The 14881-nt window shown below is 65.3% G+C and carries 17 protein-coding genes; 15 read left to right on the top strand and 2 right to left on the bottom strand.

Going from position 1 to position 14881, the window contains the following annotated elements; all coding sequences use genetic code 11:
- Positions 1–12: 12 nt before the first annotated feature.
- From trmFO to MSIL_RS14770, 6 genes are all read left to right on the top strand, one after another.
- Positions 13–1428: a methylenetetrahydrofolate--tRNA-(uracil(54)-C(5))-methyltransferase (FADH(2)-oxidizing) TrmFO gene (gene trmFO / locus MSIL_RS14795; protein WP_012591895.1), complete on the top strand. Its 1416-nt coding sequence runs from the start codon at positions 13–15 to the stop codon at positions 1426–1428.
- An 81-nt stretch (positions 1429–1509) separates the two neighbouring features.
- A complete protein-coding gene (locus tag MSIL_RS14790) occupies positions 1510–2328 on the top strand; it encodes a biotin/lipoyl attachment domain-containing protein (RefSeq protein WP_012591894.1) in 819 nt (272 codons plus the stop codon).
- 287 nt (positions 2329–2615) lie between these two features.
- Positions 2616–2921, top strand: a complete 306-nt coding sequence (locus tag MSIL_RS14785; protein ID WP_012591893.1) for a hypothetical protein — start codon at positions 2616–2618, stop codon at positions 2919–2921.
- A 43-nt stretch (positions 2922–2964) separates the two neighbouring features.
- A complete protein-coding gene (locus MSIL_RS14780; protein WP_012591892.1) occupies positions 2965–3303 on the top strand; it encodes a hypothetical protein in 339 nt (112 codons plus the stop codon).
- Between the two features lie 30 nt (positions 3304–3333).
- Entirely contained in the window at positions 3334–3720 is a 387-nt protein-coding gene (locus tag MSIL_RS20305; RefSeq protein ID WP_012591891.1) for a hypothetical protein, read from the top strand.
- Positions 3721–3729: 9 nt separating this feature from the next.
- On the top strand, positions 3730–5868 hold the full coding sequence (locus MSIL_RS14770) for a heavy metal translocating P-type ATPase (protein WP_012591890.1): 2139 nt from the start codon (positions 3730–3732) through the stop codon (positions 5866–5868).
- Here the strand turns inward: MSIL_RS14770 and ubiA are convergent.
- Positions 5794–6783: a 4-hydroxybenzoate octaprenyltransferase gene (gene ubiA, locus MSIL_RS14765; protein WP_012591889.1), complete on the bottom strand. Its 990-nt coding sequence runs from the start codon at positions 6781–6783 to the stop codon at positions 5794–5796. The genes MSIL_RS14770 and ubiA overlap by 75 nt on opposite strands.
- A complete protein-coding gene (locus tag MSIL_RS21070; RefSeq protein WP_012591888.1) occupies positions 6780–7229 on the bottom strand; it encodes a hypothetical protein in 450 nt (149 codons plus the stop codon). Before MSIL_RS21070 ends, ubiA begins: the two co-directional genes overlap by 4 nt.
- Positions 7230–7471: 242 nt before the next feature.
- On the opposite strand from MSIL_RS21070, the gene MSIL_RS14755 reads away from it, so the two are divergent.
- The 9 genes from MSIL_RS14755 to MSIL_RS14715 all read left to right on the top strand — a co-directional run bounded on the left by MSIL_RS14755 (position 7472) and on the right by MSIL_RS14715 (position 14879).
- Positions 7472–8233: a 16S rRNA (uracil(1498)-N(3))-methyltransferase gene (locus MSIL_RS14755; protein WP_012591887.1), complete on the top strand. Its 762-nt coding sequence runs from the start codon at positions 7472–7474 to the stop codon at positions 8231–8233.
- Positions 8234–8308: 75 nt separating this feature from the next.
- Positions 8309–8665, top strand: coding sequence for a hypothetical protein (locus MSIL_RS14750; protein WP_012591886.1), 357 nt, complete (start codon positions 8309–8311; stop codon positions 8663–8665).
- 156 nt (positions 8666–8821) lie between these two features.
- Positions 8822–9385 carry a NifU family protein gene (locus MSIL_RS14745; protein WP_012591885.1) on the top strand — a complete coding sequence of 188 codons (564 nt, stop codon included), beginning with the start codon at positions 8822–8824 and terminating at the stop codon, positions 9383–9385.
- Positions 9386–9424: 39 nt separating this feature from the next.
- Positions 9425–10129, top strand: coding sequence for a tRNA (adenosine(37)-N6)-threonylcarbamoyltransferase complex dimerization subunit type 1 TsaB (gene tsaB, locus MSIL_RS14740; protein ID WP_012591884.1), 705 nt, complete (start codon positions 9425–9427; stop codon positions 10127–10129).
- Positions 10126–10617, top strand: a complete 492-nt coding sequence (locus tag MSIL_RS14735; RefSeq protein ID WP_012591883.1) for a GNAT family N-acetyltransferase — start codon at positions 10126–10128, stop codon at positions 10615–10617. Before tsaB ends, MSIL_RS14735 begins: the two co-directional genes overlap by 4 nt.
- A 122-nt stretch (positions 10618–10739) precedes the next feature.
- Complete coding sequence (miaB, locus tag MSIL_RS14730; protein WP_012591882.1) at positions 10740–12212, top strand: tRNA (N6-isopentenyl adenosine(37)-C2)-methylthiotransferase MiaB; 1473 nt, start codon at positions 10740–10742, stop codon at positions 12210–12212.
- A 29-nt stretch (positions 12213–12241) separates the two neighbouring features.
- Entirely contained in the window at positions 12242–13276 is a 1035-nt protein-coding gene (locus MSIL_RS14725) for a PhoH family protein (RefSeq protein ID WP_041369269.1), read from the top strand.
- Entirely contained in the window at positions 13273–13803 is a 531-nt protein-coding gene (gene ybeY / locus MSIL_RS14720; RefSeq protein ID WP_012591880.1) for an rRNA maturation RNase YbeY, read from the top strand. The genes MSIL_RS14725 and ybeY overlap by 4 nt, the downstream gene beginning before the upstream one ends.
- A 2-nt stretch (positions 13804–13805) precedes the next feature.
- A complete protein-coding gene (locus MSIL_RS14715; protein WP_012591879.1) occupies positions 13806–14879 on the top strand; it encodes a hemolysin family protein in 1074 nt (357 codons plus the stop codon).
- Positions 14880–14881: the final 2 nt, after the last annotated feature.

Genomic DNA, 14881 nt, shown 5'->3' with positions numbered 1-14881 from the left:
TCGGAATAGCCCATGCCGATCTCTTCACAGCCGATCCATGTCATAGGCGCAGGCCTCGCCGGCGCCGAGGCCGCATGGCAGATCGCCCGCGCCGGGGCGCCTGTCGTGCTGCATGAAATGCGCCCCGTGCGGCAGACGCCGGCGCATCGCACCGGCGATTTCGCCGAGCTCGTCTGCTCGAATTCGTTCCGCGCCGACGATCCGCAAACGAGCGCGATCGGCATGCTGCACCGGGAGATGCGCGGCCTCGATTCGCTGATCATGAGCGCAGCTGATCTGCATAAACTTCCGGCCGGCGGCGCGCTCGCCGTGGATCGCGACGGGTTTTCGCGCGCAATCACCGAACGGATCCGCGCGTGCCCGCTGATCGAGGTGGTCTGCGAGGAGATCGCCGGGCTTCCGCCGGCCGACTGGGACAATGTGATCATCGCCACCGGCCCCCTCACCAGCCAGGCGCTCGGCGCCGCGATCGGCGCGCTGACGGGAGAGCGCGACCTTGCTTTCTACGACGCCATCGCGCCGGTGGTTCATCGCGAGTCGGTCGATATGAGCAAGGCCTGGATGCAGTCCCGCTACGACAAGGCGGGGCCGGGCGGCTCGGGCGCGGACTACATCAACTGCCCGCTGAACAAAGAACAATATTACGCCTTCGTCGACGCGCTCAACGAAGCGGAAAAGATCGAATTCAAGACGTTCGAGGAAACGCCCTATTTCGATGGCTGCCTGCCGATCGAGATCATGGCCGAGCGCGGCGCCGAAACCTTGCGGCACGGGCCGATGAAGCCGTTCGGGCTGACAAATCCGCATGAGCCCGACGTCAAGGCCTATGCTGTCGTTCAGCTGCGGCAGGATAATGCGCTCGGCACGCTTTATAATATGGTGGGCTTTCAGACCAAGCTGAAACATGGCGCGCAGATCGCCGTGTTTCGCGCCATACCGGGGCTTGAGCGCGCCGAATTCGCGCGCCTCGGCGGCCTGCACCGCAACACTTTTCTGAATTCGCCGAAAGTGCTCGACAGCGCGTTCCGCCTGCGGGCACAGCCGCGGCTGCGTTTCGCCGGCCAGATCACCGGGTGCGAGGGCTATGTCGAAAGCGCGGCGATCGGCCTCGTCGTCGGGCGGATGGCGGCGGCCGATCGCAGCGGCGAAGCGTTTTTGCCGCCCCCGGCGACGACCGCGCTCGGCGCGCTGATCAATCACATCACCGCAGGGCATATCGAGACGATCGACGCCGGGCCCTCCTCGTTTCAGCCGATGAACGTCAATTTCGGTCTGTTTCCGCCGCTCACGGAGCCGCTTGAAAAGCCGCAGGGCAAGCGTCTGCGCGGGCCGGAAAAGGCGGCGGTCAAGAAGGCGGCGCTCAGCGCGCGCGCCCTGCGCGACTTTGAGGCCTGGATCGCCGCGCTGAAGGTCCCCGCGCCAGCGTGACGCGCGCGAAGGGGCGATCATCTCCTTGCGTTTGTTTCATCAAACTGACAGACTTCGCGAGAATATCTTTGAGATCGGCTGATGAGCGAAGATACCTCTGTTCTTGTGCTCGGCATGGATGAGCTGGCTTCCGCTGTCGCGCGAAAGCTGCACCTTGCTGGCCATGCGGTCGCCATCCACCAGCCGGTTCCGCCGCGCACGATCCGCCGCCGCATGTCGTTTGTCGACGCCTGGACGGACGGGTCCTGCGCTTTCGAAGGCGTCGAGGCGCGGCGCGCCGACAAGACCAAGGATTTCCTCTCCTCTTTGAAGAGCGGCGCATCGATCCCGGTGCTTTGGCATCCCTTCGAGGAGGTCACGACCCGCTGGCCTTGGGATATAATTGTCGACGCCCGCGCCGATTCCAGCGGGCCCGAGCGGCTGCGCCATCTTGCCGCCGTCACGATTGGCCTTGGCCCCGGCTATGTCGCCGGCGCCAATTGCGACGTCTTGATCGATATTGGCGCGCGCGATCCCGGCGGCGTGATCCGGCAGGGCCCGCTCAGCCGTCAGAATGGCGTCGACGAGCGGCGATTCGCCGATGGACGCATGATCACGGCTCCCCATCACGGCCTGTTCCATGGGGTGAAACAGTTCGGCGACACGCTCGCCAAGGGGGACATCGTCGGCGCGATCGGCTCGAGCGAGATTGTCGCGCCCTGCGCCGGACGGGTGCGCGGCCTCGCCCGCGACGGGGCCTCCGTCATGAAAGGCGCCGACGTCGCCGAGATCGTCTCTTCGCCCAAGGCGGAGTTGCTCGGCATCACCACGCGCGACCGGCTGATCGCGCGCAGCGTCGCCTTCGTCATCGAGATGGAGCGCGCCGGCTTCGAACCGATCTCGCTCGAGAATTTTTTCTAGAGCGCGCCAGCCCGCTTTCCAGACGTTCGCTGACGTCTTAAAGCATTCGCGCGAAAACTCGGCTTCAAAGCGAAGCCCTCCCGATATCGTGGAAGTTTAAATTCGCTCTAATCTAAGTTTAGAATCTATCGAAACTACATATTTATTATCGCATTGATTTAGATCACTCTTTTCGAGTATGATTTCTGTCAAGATTTATACGTCTCGCCTTCGGCGGAAGACGCGCGTCTATTCGCGAGGCGGATGCTGCGCTCAAGATACGCTCCAAGAAAGGCAAGACCGGCCGCATGCTTCCTGACCTGGCGCCTATTCTTGACCAACGCCGGTTTCTGACCATCGCACATCATGTCCCGGGACGAATCCGCATCAAGTTCGACATGACCGCGCTGGCGCGCCTGCCGAACATCGATCCGGCGCCTTTCGCCGATCTCATCAAGCGGATTCGCGGCGTCAAGACGATGCGGATCAACGCAGCCGCGCTGACGCTCGTGGTTGATTACGATTGCGCCGAAATTCCCTCTCCGATCTGGGCGCGGCTGCTCGTCGCCGACAAAGCAGAAATAGAAGAGATTTTCGCCCGCCGCCTTTCCTGACGGCTGCAGCTTCAGGCCGCGGCCAATTTTCAAAGGATCACCCATGTCTCATGCTAACTGGGGCCAAGGCCCCTATCCCGGCGACGCCTACGCGAATGATGGCGCAGCGGAAGTCCCCGGCGCCGAGCGGCGGATCGACCTGCTGGACGTGGTCGAGGGCGTCCTGACCGATGGCTTCAGCCTCTCCAACTTCACCCGCATCGCGCGGGCCAGCGGCTCGAACTTCTGGATCGGCGCCGCGATCGGCGCGGGTCTCGTTGTGCTGGCGCATCGGCCGGACGTGCGCGCAGCGGCGGCCGACGCCTTCAACAAGAGCCGCGCGAAGCCGAAGGCGCCCGAGGCCGCAACGGCGAACGCCGCCGCCACGATCCGCGACGCCTGAGCCCAGCATTCGAGGCAGAGGAACCCCACTATGAAAGGCGAGGACAAGGACGTGCAGCACCACTATCATTATTATGGCGTCGATCCCGCGACGCTGGAGGGCGCCAATGGCGCGGCAAATGGCGGCCCCGCTCCGGCCCGGCCAATTTACGGCGCGGCGCGATTCGCCCCTCCGGCCGTCAACCGCCATCGCCATCCCGGGGCCGATTCGCTGGTGAAAGGCCTCATCATCGGGGCCGGCGCCGCCTATCTGGCGACCAATGAAAAGGCGCAGCGCACGATCCTGCGAAGCGCCGTCCAGCTCTGGACTACGCTTCGCGGCAGCGTCGAGGAGTTCAAAGAACGCTTTCACGACGCCGAGGCGGAAGTCGCCTCGCCTCCGGAAGTGCTTCCCGAAACGCCCCCCGCGGAGAGCTGATTTTCCTTCATGGTCCGGATTATTCATGAACTGCCGCAGCGCCTGCGCCTGCGGTTGGCGTCGCGACCTGAAGATCTGGCGCGCGCCTCGACCGCGGTGCGGCGCGCGCCGGGGGTCACTGCGGTTCGGATCAATCCGGGCTGCGCCGCGCTGACCGCCGCTTATGACGGCCTCCCCCAAACGCGCGCAAAGATTCTCGCCCTCGCCGCAAATCCCCCCGCCGGGGCGGCCCCGTGGGAGCAGCCGGAAAGCTCTGACCGGCACACGCTGATCCTGACCGCCGCAAGTCTTTTCGTCTCAATGATGGCGCCAAGGCCCCTGGCCGCGGCCGTCACATTCGTCAATGTGGCGGGAACGATTTTGCGCGGCGCCGCGGCCGCGACCCATGGGCTGAAGGTCGAGGTCCTTGACGCGCTGGCGATCGGCCTGCCGACTCTGCGCGGCGAATATGTCACCGCGAATTTCACCCGCTTCCTTGTCGCCCTCGCCGCCTATATCGAATCGACCACAGTCGAGCGCTCGGACGAACTTTTGCGTTCGCTGCTGCGCCAGCAGCCGGCCGACGTCTGGGTCAAGCGGGAAAGCGGCGAACTCGAACGAATCCCCTTTGCGCAGCTGAGGGGCGGCGAACATGTGGCGGTCGGCGTCGGCGAAACCATTCCCGTCGACGGAGAAATCATCGAAGGCGACGCCTATGTCGACCAGGCGGCCGTCACGGGCGAAAGCCTGCCGATCCCGCGCGCGCCGGGCGATGTCGCCCTCGCGGGCGGAATCATTACGGATGGGCGGCTCGTCATCCGCGCCGACCGGGTCGGCGACAGCACGACGACCGGCCGCATTACCCGCTATATCCAGGAGGCGCTCGAACGGCCGGCGGAAATTCAGTCGGTCTCCGACGCCATGGCCGACCGCCGCGTGGGAATCACGCTGGCGTCGGCGGCGGGCGTTCTCGCGTTGACGCGCGACTGGCGGCGGCTCGAATCCGTGCTCATGGTCGATTATTCCTGCACCGTGAAACTCGGCACGCCAATCGCTCTCAAAAGCGCGATGTATCGCGCCGCGCGGCAGGGATGCCTCGTCAAGAGCGGGCAGGCGATCGAAATTCTCGCCGGCGTCGACACGGTCGTCTTCGACAAAACCGGGACGCTGACGCAGAACACGCTGGACGTCACCGACATTTGCCCGCTGCGCCCGGACGTCGACGAGGACCTCGCGGTCGCGATCGTCGCTTCGCTCGGCGAGCATACGGCCCACCCGATCGCGCGCGCCATCGTCGATCTGGCGCAGCAGCGTCATCTCGCGCATATCCCGCATGAGGAAGTGAATTTCATCGTCGGCCATGGCGTCGAGGGTGCTGTGAACGGCGAGACTGTGTGCTTCGGCAGCCGGCATTTTCTCGAGGACGACGAGCATATCTCCTTCGCGCCGCAACGCGCGCTGGCGGCTAAGCTGCGCGCGGAAGGAAAATCGCTGCTGTTCGCGGCGCAGGAAAACCGTCCGCTCGCGGTGTTCGCCCTGCGCGACAGTCTTCGCGCGGAGGCTCTCTCGACGCTGTCCCGTCTCCGGGCGCTTGGCGTCAAACGCCTCGTGATGATCACCGGCGACCATCGCGCCAAGGCGATCGCTTTCGGCGACGCGCTCGGCATGGACGACGTATTCTATGAGCAGCAGCCGGAAGACAAGGCGCGCATCATCGGCGAATTAATGGCCAAGGGCGCCCGCGTCGCCTATATCGGCGACGGCGTCAACGACGGTCCCGCGCTGATGGCGGCGGATGTCGGCGTCGCCATGCCCCGAGCGGCCGACATCGCCCGCGCCACCGCCGATATCGTACTGATCGAAGACAGGCTCGACTCGCTCGCGACGATGCTCGAGGTTTCCCAGCAGACGATGCGGCTGATCCGCTCCAATTTCCGCGTGGCGGTCGGCGCCAATACGGCCATCCTGATCGGAGCCGTCGCCGGATTACTGCCGGCGCGCGTGACCGCAACGCTGCATAATGGCGCGACCATCGCCGTTCTGATCCGCTCGCTTCTGTCGAACCGCGTCCCGACGGGAAGCGCCCTCATAGCGCTACCCGGCCAGCGCGAGCCGCAACGACTCGGCGATAAGACCGGCGAACAGAATGAAGCCAGCGTCGCGGTTTGAACGGAACAGGCGCAGCGCCTCGGCGCCGGCGAGGCGGGGCCCTCCGCCGGCGCGAAGCTGCGCTAGCTGCCAGAAAAGATGCAGCGCGTAGCCGGCGAGTCCGATAAGCGCCAGCCCGCCAACGCCCGCGGCGAACAGCGCGGCGCCCGCAAAGACCGCCGCCGCAGCGTAGAAACAGGCGACGCCCGCGCCGACATGCTCGCCGAAGAACCGCGCCGTCGAGCCTATGCCGATGATCGCGTCGTCCTTCACATCCTGGAGCGCGTAAATCGTGTCATAGCCGATCGTCCAGGCGATCGCGCCGCAATAGAGCAGCACGGGCGCGAGGCTGAGCGATCCTTCCGCCGCCGCCCAGCCCATCAGGGCGCCCCAGGCGAAGGCCGCGCCGAGCACCGCCTGCGGCCAGGAGGTGACGCGCTTCATGAAAGGATAGATGGCGACGAAGCCGAGCGAGGCGAAGCCGAGCGCGATGGCGAAGCGGTTGAAGCTTAACAGCGCCGCGAGGCCGACAAGGCATTGCGCGGCGAGAAATGCGGCGGCGGCGGCGATGCTGACGCGCCCGGCCGGAATCGGGCGCAGACGCGTCCGCTCCACCTTGGCGTCGATGTCGCGGTCGACGATGTCGTTATAGGTCGAGCCCGCGCCGCGCATCGCGATCGCGCCGATCAGGAACAGAGCGAGATCGCCAAGACGCGGGGCCGCGCCCTGATGCGCGCTGGCGAGCGCGCTCGATTGCCAGCACGGCAGCACAAGCAGCTGCCAGCCGATCGGCCGGTCGATGCGCGCGAGCTGGAGGAAGGGCGCAAAGGATTTTGGCGCGAGCCTCGCGATGAGCGAGTTCCCGACAGCGTCGGGCAGATGCGCCACGCCGCCGGATGGGTCGCCGCCCTGCCCCGCCGGCGGGGCTTTAGTCAAAGCGGGCCGGTTGGAAGCTTCTGGCCCTGCGGCAAGCCGCTTCCGGTCGCCTGCTGTTCCTGCGCCTTTTTCATCTGTTCGGCGATTTTGCAGGCCTGGGTCGCGACGGCGCCAGTCTTCTGCGAACTTGCGGTGATGTTCTCGATCGCGCTGTCGGGAACGTTGCACCATTCCTTGTTCTTGGTGAAATAATCGACGAGCTGACGCTCGGCGCCGACCAGCGCCTTAAGCTTTGGGCAGGAAGCCGCCGGATCGAGCTGGTGGGTTTTCGATCCCTTGGCGAGGCCGTTCAACTGATCGATGATGCCCTGACGCTTCTGGGTCAGCGCAGCGATGTCTTCGTTGCAGTCGGCGGCCCGCGCCGCTCCGGCCGCGGCAAGGGCGATCGAGAGCACAAGAAGCGCCGCCGCATGACGGGCGGGACGGAGGAGACTAGGCGCAAGCATGGTTTTGAGCCTTCTGATTCTGCCCTGGCATAAGGGTTGGCGCAAATTGGCGCGGTGGCCCATCGGTTCGAAAAGGCGGCGCCTTTTCGATTTCGCGTGGTCCCGCCTTTGAGCGGCGCGGCCTTGGCGCTTTGCCCACAGAGTCCATAGCAAAGACAAGCGCATCCTAGCAAGTTCGCGCCGAATTTTGGCGCGCGCGCCGGAGATTGTACAGATCCTTATGTCTTGACCTGGATTTCGTGATGGCGCGCTATGATTTTGCTTCCCCGCGGCTTTATGTCGACGCGCCGCTCGCGCCGCAGGCCCGCGTTTCTCTCGAAGCGCCGCAGGTCAATTACTTGCGAAATGCGCTTCGTCTCAAGGACGGCGCGGAAATCCTCGCCTTCAACGGCCGCGACGGCGAGTGGCGCGCCAGGATCGAGACGGAAGGGCGCCGGTCGACAGTCCTTGCCGCTGATCAGCAGCTTCGCCCGCAGCCGCCGCCCTTCGATCTGCATTATCTCTTCGCGCCGCTGAAACACGCCCGGCTCGACTATATGGTGCAGAAAGCGGTCGAAATGGGCGCCGGACAGCTTCGCCCGGTGCTGACAAGGCGCACGCAAGCCGAGCGGATCAATCTCGACAGGATGAGAGCCAACGCAATCGAGGCGGCGGAGCAATGCGGCGTCTTGTCCGTCGCCGAAATTATCGCTCCCATCCGCCTCGACGCCGCGCTGGCGCAATGGAGCCCGGATCGGCTGCTGGTGTTTTGCGATGAGGATGCGCCGGAACAAGACCCGGTCGCGGCGCTGCGGGCGGCGCGCGAATCAAATCCCGGCGGCGGCCTCGCGGTGCTGATCGGTCCCGAAGGGGGCTTTGACGAAGACGAGCGAAAAGCGCTGCTCGCCGCCCCGCGGACGGTCCGTCTTTCGCTCGGCCCGCGGGTGCTGCGCGCCGACACGGCGGCGGTCGCCGCGCTCGCGTTGGTGCAGGCGAGCATCGGCGATTGGCTAAGCCAACGTTAAGGGATCATCAAATCGCCCCATTATAAAGACACATAAAAGCCGACTCAGCGGCAAATGAAGGCTTTGGGAATCGATATGATTTTGCTGAAAAAAGGCCTCCTGTTCGCTTCGAGCGTCGGCTGCAGCCTGATTGCTCTTGGGGCCTCCGCGCGGGCTGGGGATCTTCCCTCCGGCCAGGCCGAGCGCGTGGCGCAAGCGCGGTGCGAGGCTGAATATGGTCCGGGCTTTTCCGCAGTCGCCAATAGCTCGACCTGCATCTGGGTCGGCGGGCATGTGCGGGTCGGCTTCGGGCCGCGCGGCGGTTCGCCGGATAATGGCTGGGCCAATGGCGGCGGCCCGGTTCGCGTCAACGCCGGCGACGGCGCCTCGCGCCCGATGACCGGGCGGCTGCGCCTCAACGAAGGCGCCTCGGCCGCAACGATCGCCCGCTAGCGGGCTCAGCGTCTCTCCGCCGGAGACCGCGCGAGATCAGGCTCGCTTTCTTTTATCCACATGCTTATTTATTTGGGGCGAGCTTGCGCGCGCGCTTTGACGCGTCGCGCGGCCGCAGGGAGCTCCGGCCTTGAACCGGACGTTCTGGAGAGAGCCATGTTCATCGAGACTGAGACCACCCCGAACCCCAAGACGCTGAAATTCCTGCCGGGCCGCCCGGTGATGAGCGCCGGCACGCTCGACATCAAGGAGCCTGAGGACGCGCGCCAATCGCCGCTGGCCGAGGCGTTGTTTGAGCTCGACGGCGTCAAGGGCGTTTTCTTCGGCTCCGACTTCATCACCGTCACCAACGCAAACGAGGATTGGCAGGAGCTGAAGCCAACGGTGCTTGGCGCGATCATGGAGCATTTCCTGTCCGGCGACCCGCTTCTCAATGAGCATGCGCATGTTTCGCCCGACGCCGGCGAGCGGGAATTTTTCGAAGAAAGCGACGCGGAAACGGTCACGGCGATCAAGCAGCTGATCGAAACCCATGTTCGCCCCGCGGTCGCCAATGATGGCGGCGACATCAAGTTTCGTGGCTACCGCGACGGCATCGTCTATCTGGCGATGAAAGGCTCCTGCTCCGGCTGCCCGTCTTCCACGGCGACGCTGAAGCATGGCATCCAGAATCTTCTCAAGCATTATGTGCCGGATGTGCAGTCGGTCGAATCCATCTGACGAAACTGCGCCGCGCCCCTTTTGGAAGGGCGGGCTATCGTGAAGATTCTCGCGATCGATACGGCGTTGCAGGCGGTTTCCGCCTGCGTGATCGATGACGAGGACCCCGATTTCGAATCGCTCGAAACCATAGCGATGGAGCGCGGCCACGCCGAGGCGCTGCTGCCGCTGGTTGACCGCGTCATGGCGCGGGTCGAGGGCGGATTCTCGGAGCTTGGCCGCGTTTCGGTGACGGTCGGCCCCGGCTCCTTCACCGGATTGCGCGTCGGCCTCGCCGCCGCCCGCGCCATCGGGCTCGCCTGCGAGATCCCGGTCGTCGGCGTTTCGACGCTCGCCGCCCTCGCCGCTCCGCTCATCATTCATCAGACTCCCGGCCCCGTCGCCGTCGCGATCGACGCAAGGCACGGGAATGTCTATTTCGCGGCGTTCGAATCGGACGGCCGCGCGCTGGTCACGCCGCGACTCGCCTCCGCGCGCGAGGCGGCCGAGGCCTTGCGACAGGAGGAGAGGCGGCGCGAGACAACGCAACTCGTCGGATCGGGCGCAGCGCTTGTCGCGATCGAAGCGGAAAAGCTTGGCGTTGCGGTCGAGGTCACAGCGGAAGCCCTCGTTCCAGACATTATCTTCGTCGCCCGTCTCGGCTTGCTCGGCGATCCCGATCTTGCGCCGCCGCGACCGCTCTATCTCAAAGCGGCCGACGCGAAGCCGCAAAGCGGAAGCGTTCTCGCCGAGGCCGCTCCATGACCCGCCAGTCGGTCTTCCGCATGTTCGTCAAGCCGCCGGCCTATCGGCCGATCGGCGCGGAGCGGAGCCTGGAATGCGCGGCGATCCATACCGAGAGCTTCGCCTATCCTTGGACCGAATCCGACTTCGAGCAATTGCTGGTCGCCGCCGAAGTCGTCGCGGACGGCGCGATCGACGCGGACGAGGGGCTTTGCGGCATGATCCTGTCGCGCGCCGCAGCGGATGAAGCCGAAATCCTGACCATCGCAGTCGCGCCTGAGCATCGCCGGTCCGGCGTCGCGGCGACGCTGATCGCCGCCCATCTGCCGCGCCTCAGCGCGCGCGGCGTCGCCCGGCTCTTTCTCGAGGTCGAAACCGGCAACGCCCCGGCGCGCGCCCTCTATGCGTCGAACGGGTTTCATGAGGTCGGCGAACGCAAGGCCTATTACCGCAAAGAGGACGCAAGCCCGGCGAGCGCCCTGCTGATGCGGCTGGACCTCGCGCCGTAACTCTGACAAACACCGCTGTTTCGCAGAACGTCACAACGCTTTAGAGTAAAGATGCGAGAGCATGGACGCGCGAACAAGGCGCAGGCATGAAGCGTGATTAGGCTTTTAAGTTTTAGGGGATGATGTCCGACATCGGCGATCTGAGGATACGGCCAAACGAGGCGCGCGGTGCGCCAGCGGCCGAAGACAGCCCGCCGCAGGAGCGAAAGCTGTTCGTGCAGTCGTTCGGCTGCCAGATGAACGTCTATGATTCGCAGAAGATGACCGATCTGCTCGGCCGCGAGGGCTATGGCGCCGCCGCCGGCCCCGAAGACGCCGATCTGATCATCCTCAACACCTGCCATATCCGCGAACGCGCCTCAGAGAAGATTTTTTCCGAGCTTGGGCGTCTGCGCGAGCTGAAGGCGCTTCGCGCGGTCGAAGGGCGAAAAACGAAGATCGTCGTCGCCGGCTGCGTTGCTCAGGCCGAGGGCGCCGAGATCCATCGCCGCCAGAGCGCCGTCGACGTCGTCGTCGGCCCACAAAGCTATCACCGCCTGCCGGAGCTCTTGCGCCGGGCCGAGCGCGAAAAGCATGTCGTCGATACGGATTTTCCGGTTGAGGACAAATTCGGCTTTCTGGCGCGGCCGACGCCGGCCGAAACGCGCAAGCGCGGCGTCAGCGCCTTTGTCACGGTGCAGGAAGGCTGCGACAAATTCTGCACATTCTGCGTCGTGCCCTATACGCGCGGCGCGGAATTTTCGCGTCCCGTCGCGGCCATTCTCGAAGAAGCGGCCGCGCTCACAGCCGCGGGCGTGCGCGAGCTGACCCTGATCGGCCAGAACGTCAACGCCTATCACGGCGCGGACGGACGCGGCGGCGAGGCCGATCTCGCCGCCCTTTGCGCGGAACTTGCGCGCGCGAGCGGCGTCAAGCGCATCCGTTATACGACGAGCCACCCAAACGATATGGGCGAGGCGCTGATCGAGGCGCATCGCGCGCAGCCGAAGCTGATGCCCTTTCTGCATCTGCCGGTGCAATCGGGATCGGACGCCGTTCTAGCGGCGATGAATCGCAAGCATACGAGCGCCGGCTATATCGCGCTCTGCCGGCGCATCCGGGCGGCTCGGCCGGATATCGCGCTCTCCTCCGATTTCATCGTCGGCTTTCCGGGCGAGACGGACGCGGATTTCGAGGCGACGCTGCAACTGATCGAAGACGTTGGCTACGCCAGCGCCTTTTCTTTCAAATATTCGCCGCGTCCCGGCACGCCGGGCGCCGAGCGGACCGATCAGATCGCCGAGGACGTGAAATCGGAGCGGCTGGCGCGTCTGCAGGCGCTGATCGAGAGCCAGCGACAGGCCTTCAACCGCGCCATGGTCGGGCGCACGGTTGAGGTGCTGATCGAACGTCGCGGGCGCCATCCCGGCCAGATCGCCGGCAAATCCCCCTATCTTCAGGCCGTTCAGCTCGAGGGCGGCGACGAATTGATTGGCGAGAGCGTCGCGGTCGAGATCGTGGCGACCGGCCCGAACTCCCTGTTCGGCAAGCTCGCATCCGAAACGACGGCGCGGCCTCCGGCCGCCGCCGAACAGAGCGCGCGAGGGCTCGTTTGAAACCATCCGATCGTTCAACTCCGCTCGCCATCCCTCCCGCCCGCACCGAGGGCAAGCGCGCCGCGCCCGATGCGGAGGCCGCCGAAGTCAACCTCGCCTTCGAAGACAACAGGCTGGCCTCTCTCGTCTTCGGCCATTACGACCAAAATCTCGCCAAGCTCGAACGAAGGCTCGGGATCGCCGCCATCGCCAATGGCAATCTCGTGACCATCAAGGGCCCGCCTGAGGCCTGCGAGCACGCCCGTCTCGTGCTCGAAAATCTCTATCAGCGCGTGCGGACCGGCCATGCCGTGACGCTCGGCGACGTCGACGGCGCGATCCAGGAAGGAGCGCTGCAGGGCACGCTGTTTCCGAAGGACGCCGACGCCGGGCGCATCGCCTTCGAGCAGATCGGGACTCGCCGCAAAGGGCCCGTACGCGCCCGCAACGCCGCGCAGGACCATTATCTGCGCACCCTGAAACGCCATGAACTCGTCTTCGCGGAAGGGCCGGCCGGCACCGGCAAGACCTGGCTCGCGGTTGGCTATGCGGTGTTGCTGCTCGAACAGGGCGCCGTCGAGCGGCTAATCCTCTCGCGGCCGGCCGTTGAGGCGGGCGAGCGGCTGGGGTTTCTTCCCGGCGACATGCGCGAGAAGGTCGATCCCTATCTGCGGCCGATCTTCGACGCCCTGAATGATTTCATGGACCCGCGCATGCTCGAACGCGGCATGCAAACGGGCATGATTGAAGTCGCCCCGCTCGCCTTCATGCGCGGGCGCACCTTGAGCAACGCCTGCGTGCTGCTCGACGAAGCGCAGAACGCCACTTCGATCCAGATGAAGATGTTTCTGACGCGGCTCGGCGAAGGCTCGCGCATGATCGTCACCGGCGACCCGACGCAGACCGATCTGCCGCCTGGCCAGAAATCCGGCCTCGCCGAGGCGATCCAGCTTCTGGCGGGGGTCGAGGGCGTCGGCCATGTCAAGTTCAAGGAAGGCGACGTGGTGCGGCACGATCTCGTGCGCCGCATCGTCGGCGCCTATGAAAGCGCGCACCGGACGCAGGACGAAAAGGCGCGACGATGAAACCGGTCATCGATATCGCCGTCGAGGCGGAAGCCTGGGAGTCCTTTGAGGATCCGGCGACCCTTGCTGAGACCGTGATCGTACAAACGATCAGCCAAAGCGGCGCAAAGCTCGCCGCCGAGGCCGAAATCAGCATTGTCTTCTGCGACGACGCCTTCATCGCCGACCTCAACCGCAAATGGCGCGGCGTCGACAAGCCGACAAATGTCCTTTCCTTTCCAAGCGGCGGCCCGATCGCCGTAACGCCCGTCCTCGGCGACATCGTGATCGCCTATGAGACCACAGAGCGCGAGGCGCAAGAGGCGGGAAAGCCGTTTCGCGACCATGTCGCCCATCTCATCGCACACGGATTTTTGCATCTGATCGGCTATGATCATCTTGCCGCGGCGGACGCCGAGGCGATGGAGGCGCTGGAACGCTCCGTGCTTGCCCGACTCGGGATCGACGACCCCTATCAGGAGCCGCTTGCGTCAGTCGAGGATGGTCTGGCCCCCGTTAAGGGGCCTCTGACCTCAGTCAAAGAGTGACAATGACGATTATGACCGAACGCGACAGTCCGGCGGCCGACGCCGGAACCGACCGACCCCAACCTAGCAAGCCCAATCTGTTCGACCGGCTGCGCTCCATCTTCGGGGTCGGCGGCCCCTCGATCCGCGACGACATTCAGGACGCTCTTGCCGATTCCTCGACGGCGGTCGACGTCTCCCCGCAGGAGCGCGCCATGCTGAAAAACGTGCTCGGTCTGCATGAAGTGCAGGTCGAGGACGTGATGGTCCCGCGGGCGGATATCGTCGCTGTGCCGCTGGACATGAGCCTCGCCGATGTTCTGTCGACCTTTCGCACCGCCGGTCATTCCCGGCTGCCGGTGCATGGCGACACGCTGGACGATCCGCGCGGCATGATCCATATCCGCGATCTCGTCGCCTATTTCGCCGCCGGCCTTCCCGAACCCGCCCATCGCGGCGAACAGGATTTTGGCGAGGCCGCGCCTGAGACGCCGTCCGGCGCGGCGCAGCCCCGCGAGCTCGCGCCACGATCCGAGCCCGCCGCGGCGAAGCTCTGGGCCTTTCCCGATCTCGACATTCCGCTGTCGCAAGCCAATCTGCTGCGCCCTGTGCTGTTCGTGCCGCCCTCGATGCCGGCGCTCGATCTTCTCGTCCGGATGCAGGCGACGCGGACCCATATGGCCCTCGTCATCGACGAATATGGCGGCACCGACGGCCTCGCCTCGATCGAGGACATTGTCGAAATGATCGTCGGCGACATCGAGGACGAACATGATTTCGACGAGAGCCCGAAGATCGAGGAAGCGCCCGACGGCAGCTTTATCGTCGACGCGAGGGCCGGGCTCGAAGACGTCTCGGAGGCGATCAAGGCTGACCTCACCGCGATCAGCGACGCGGAGGAGGTCGAAACCGTCGGCGGCCTTATTTCGACGCTGGCCGGGCATGTGCCGGTCCGCGGCGAGATCATCACCGAGGGCGACATCGAGTTCGAAATTCTCGACGCCGATCCCAGACGCGTGAAACGGGTGCGGATCCGCGCCGGCGGACCGACGTCGTCGAAGACGGGCGCGATGGACGGCGCCGAAGGACGCTCCTGAGT

It is taken from the genome of Methylocella silvestris BL2, from assembly GCF_000021745.1.
Classification (GTDB): Bacteria; Pseudomonadota; Alphaproteobacteria; order Rhizobiales; family Beijerinckiaceae; genus Methylocapsa; species Methylocapsa silvestris.
The sequence above is the reverse complement of the archived record's forward strand: the minus strand, read 5'-3'. Positions and strand labels throughout refer to the sequence as shown.

What these genes read in the sequence shown, in the direction of transcription:
- MSIL_RS14780 (WP_012591892.1), top strand. Translation starts at nt 2,965, where the DNA reads ATGTCTCATGCTAACTGGGGCCAAGGCCCCTATCCCGGCGACGCCTAC.
- MSIL_RS14735 (WP_012591883.1), top strand. Translation starts at nt 10,126, where the DNA reads ATGACCCGCCAGTCGGTCTTCCGCATGTTCGTCAAGCCGCCGGCCTAT.
- MSIL_RS14750 (WP_012591886.1), top strand. Translation starts at nt 8,309, where the DNA reads ATGATTTTGCTGAAAAAAGGCCTCCTGTTCGCTTCGAGCGTCGGCTGC.
- MSIL_RS14745 (WP_012591885.1), top strand. Translation starts at nt 8,822, where the DNA reads ATGTTCATCGAGACTGAGACCACCCCGAACCCCAAGACGCTGAAATTC.
- MSIL_RS14755 (WP_012591887.1), top strand. Translation starts at nt 7,472, where the DNA reads ATGGCGCGCTATGATTTTGCTTCCCCGCGGCTTTATGTCGACGCGCCG.
- ybeY (WP_012591880.1), top strand. Translation starts at nt 13,273, where the DNA reads ATGAAACCGGTCATCGATATCGCCGTCGAGGCGGAAGCCTGGGAGTCC.
- MSIL_RS14790 (WP_012591894.1), top strand. Translation starts at nt 1,510, where the DNA reads ATGAGCGAAGATACCTCTGTTCTTGTGCTCGGCATGGATGAGCTGGCT.
- MSIL_RS14785 (WP_012591893.1), top strand. Translation starts at nt 2,616, where the DNA reads ATGCTTCCTGACCTGGCGCCTATTCTTGACCAACGCCGGTTTCTGACC.
- miaB (WP_012591882.1), top strand. Translation starts at nt 10,740, where the DNA reads ATGTCCGACATCGGCGATCTGAGGATACGGCCAAACGAGGCGCGCGGT.
- trmFO (WP_012591895.1), top strand. Translation starts at nt 13, where the DNA reads ATGCCGATCTCTTCACAGCCGATCCATGTCATAGGCGCAGGCCTCGCC.
- MSIL_RS20305 (WP_012591891.1), top strand. Translation starts at nt 3,334, where the DNA reads ATGAAAGGCGAGGACAAGGACGTGCAGCACCACTATCATTATTATGGC.
- MSIL_RS14715 (WP_012591879.1), top strand. Translation starts at nt 13,806, where the DNA reads ATGACGATTATGACCGAACGCGACAGTCCGGCGGCCGACGCCGGAACC.
- MSIL_RS21070 (WP_012591888.1), bottom strand. Translation starts at nt 7,229, where the DNA reads ATGCTTGCGCCTAGTCTCCTCCGTCCCGCCCGTCATGCGGCGGCGCTT.
- MSIL_RS14770 (WP_012591890.1), top strand. Translation starts at nt 3,730, where the DNA reads ATGGTCCGGATTATTCATGAACTGCCGCAGCGCCTGCGCCTGCGGTTG.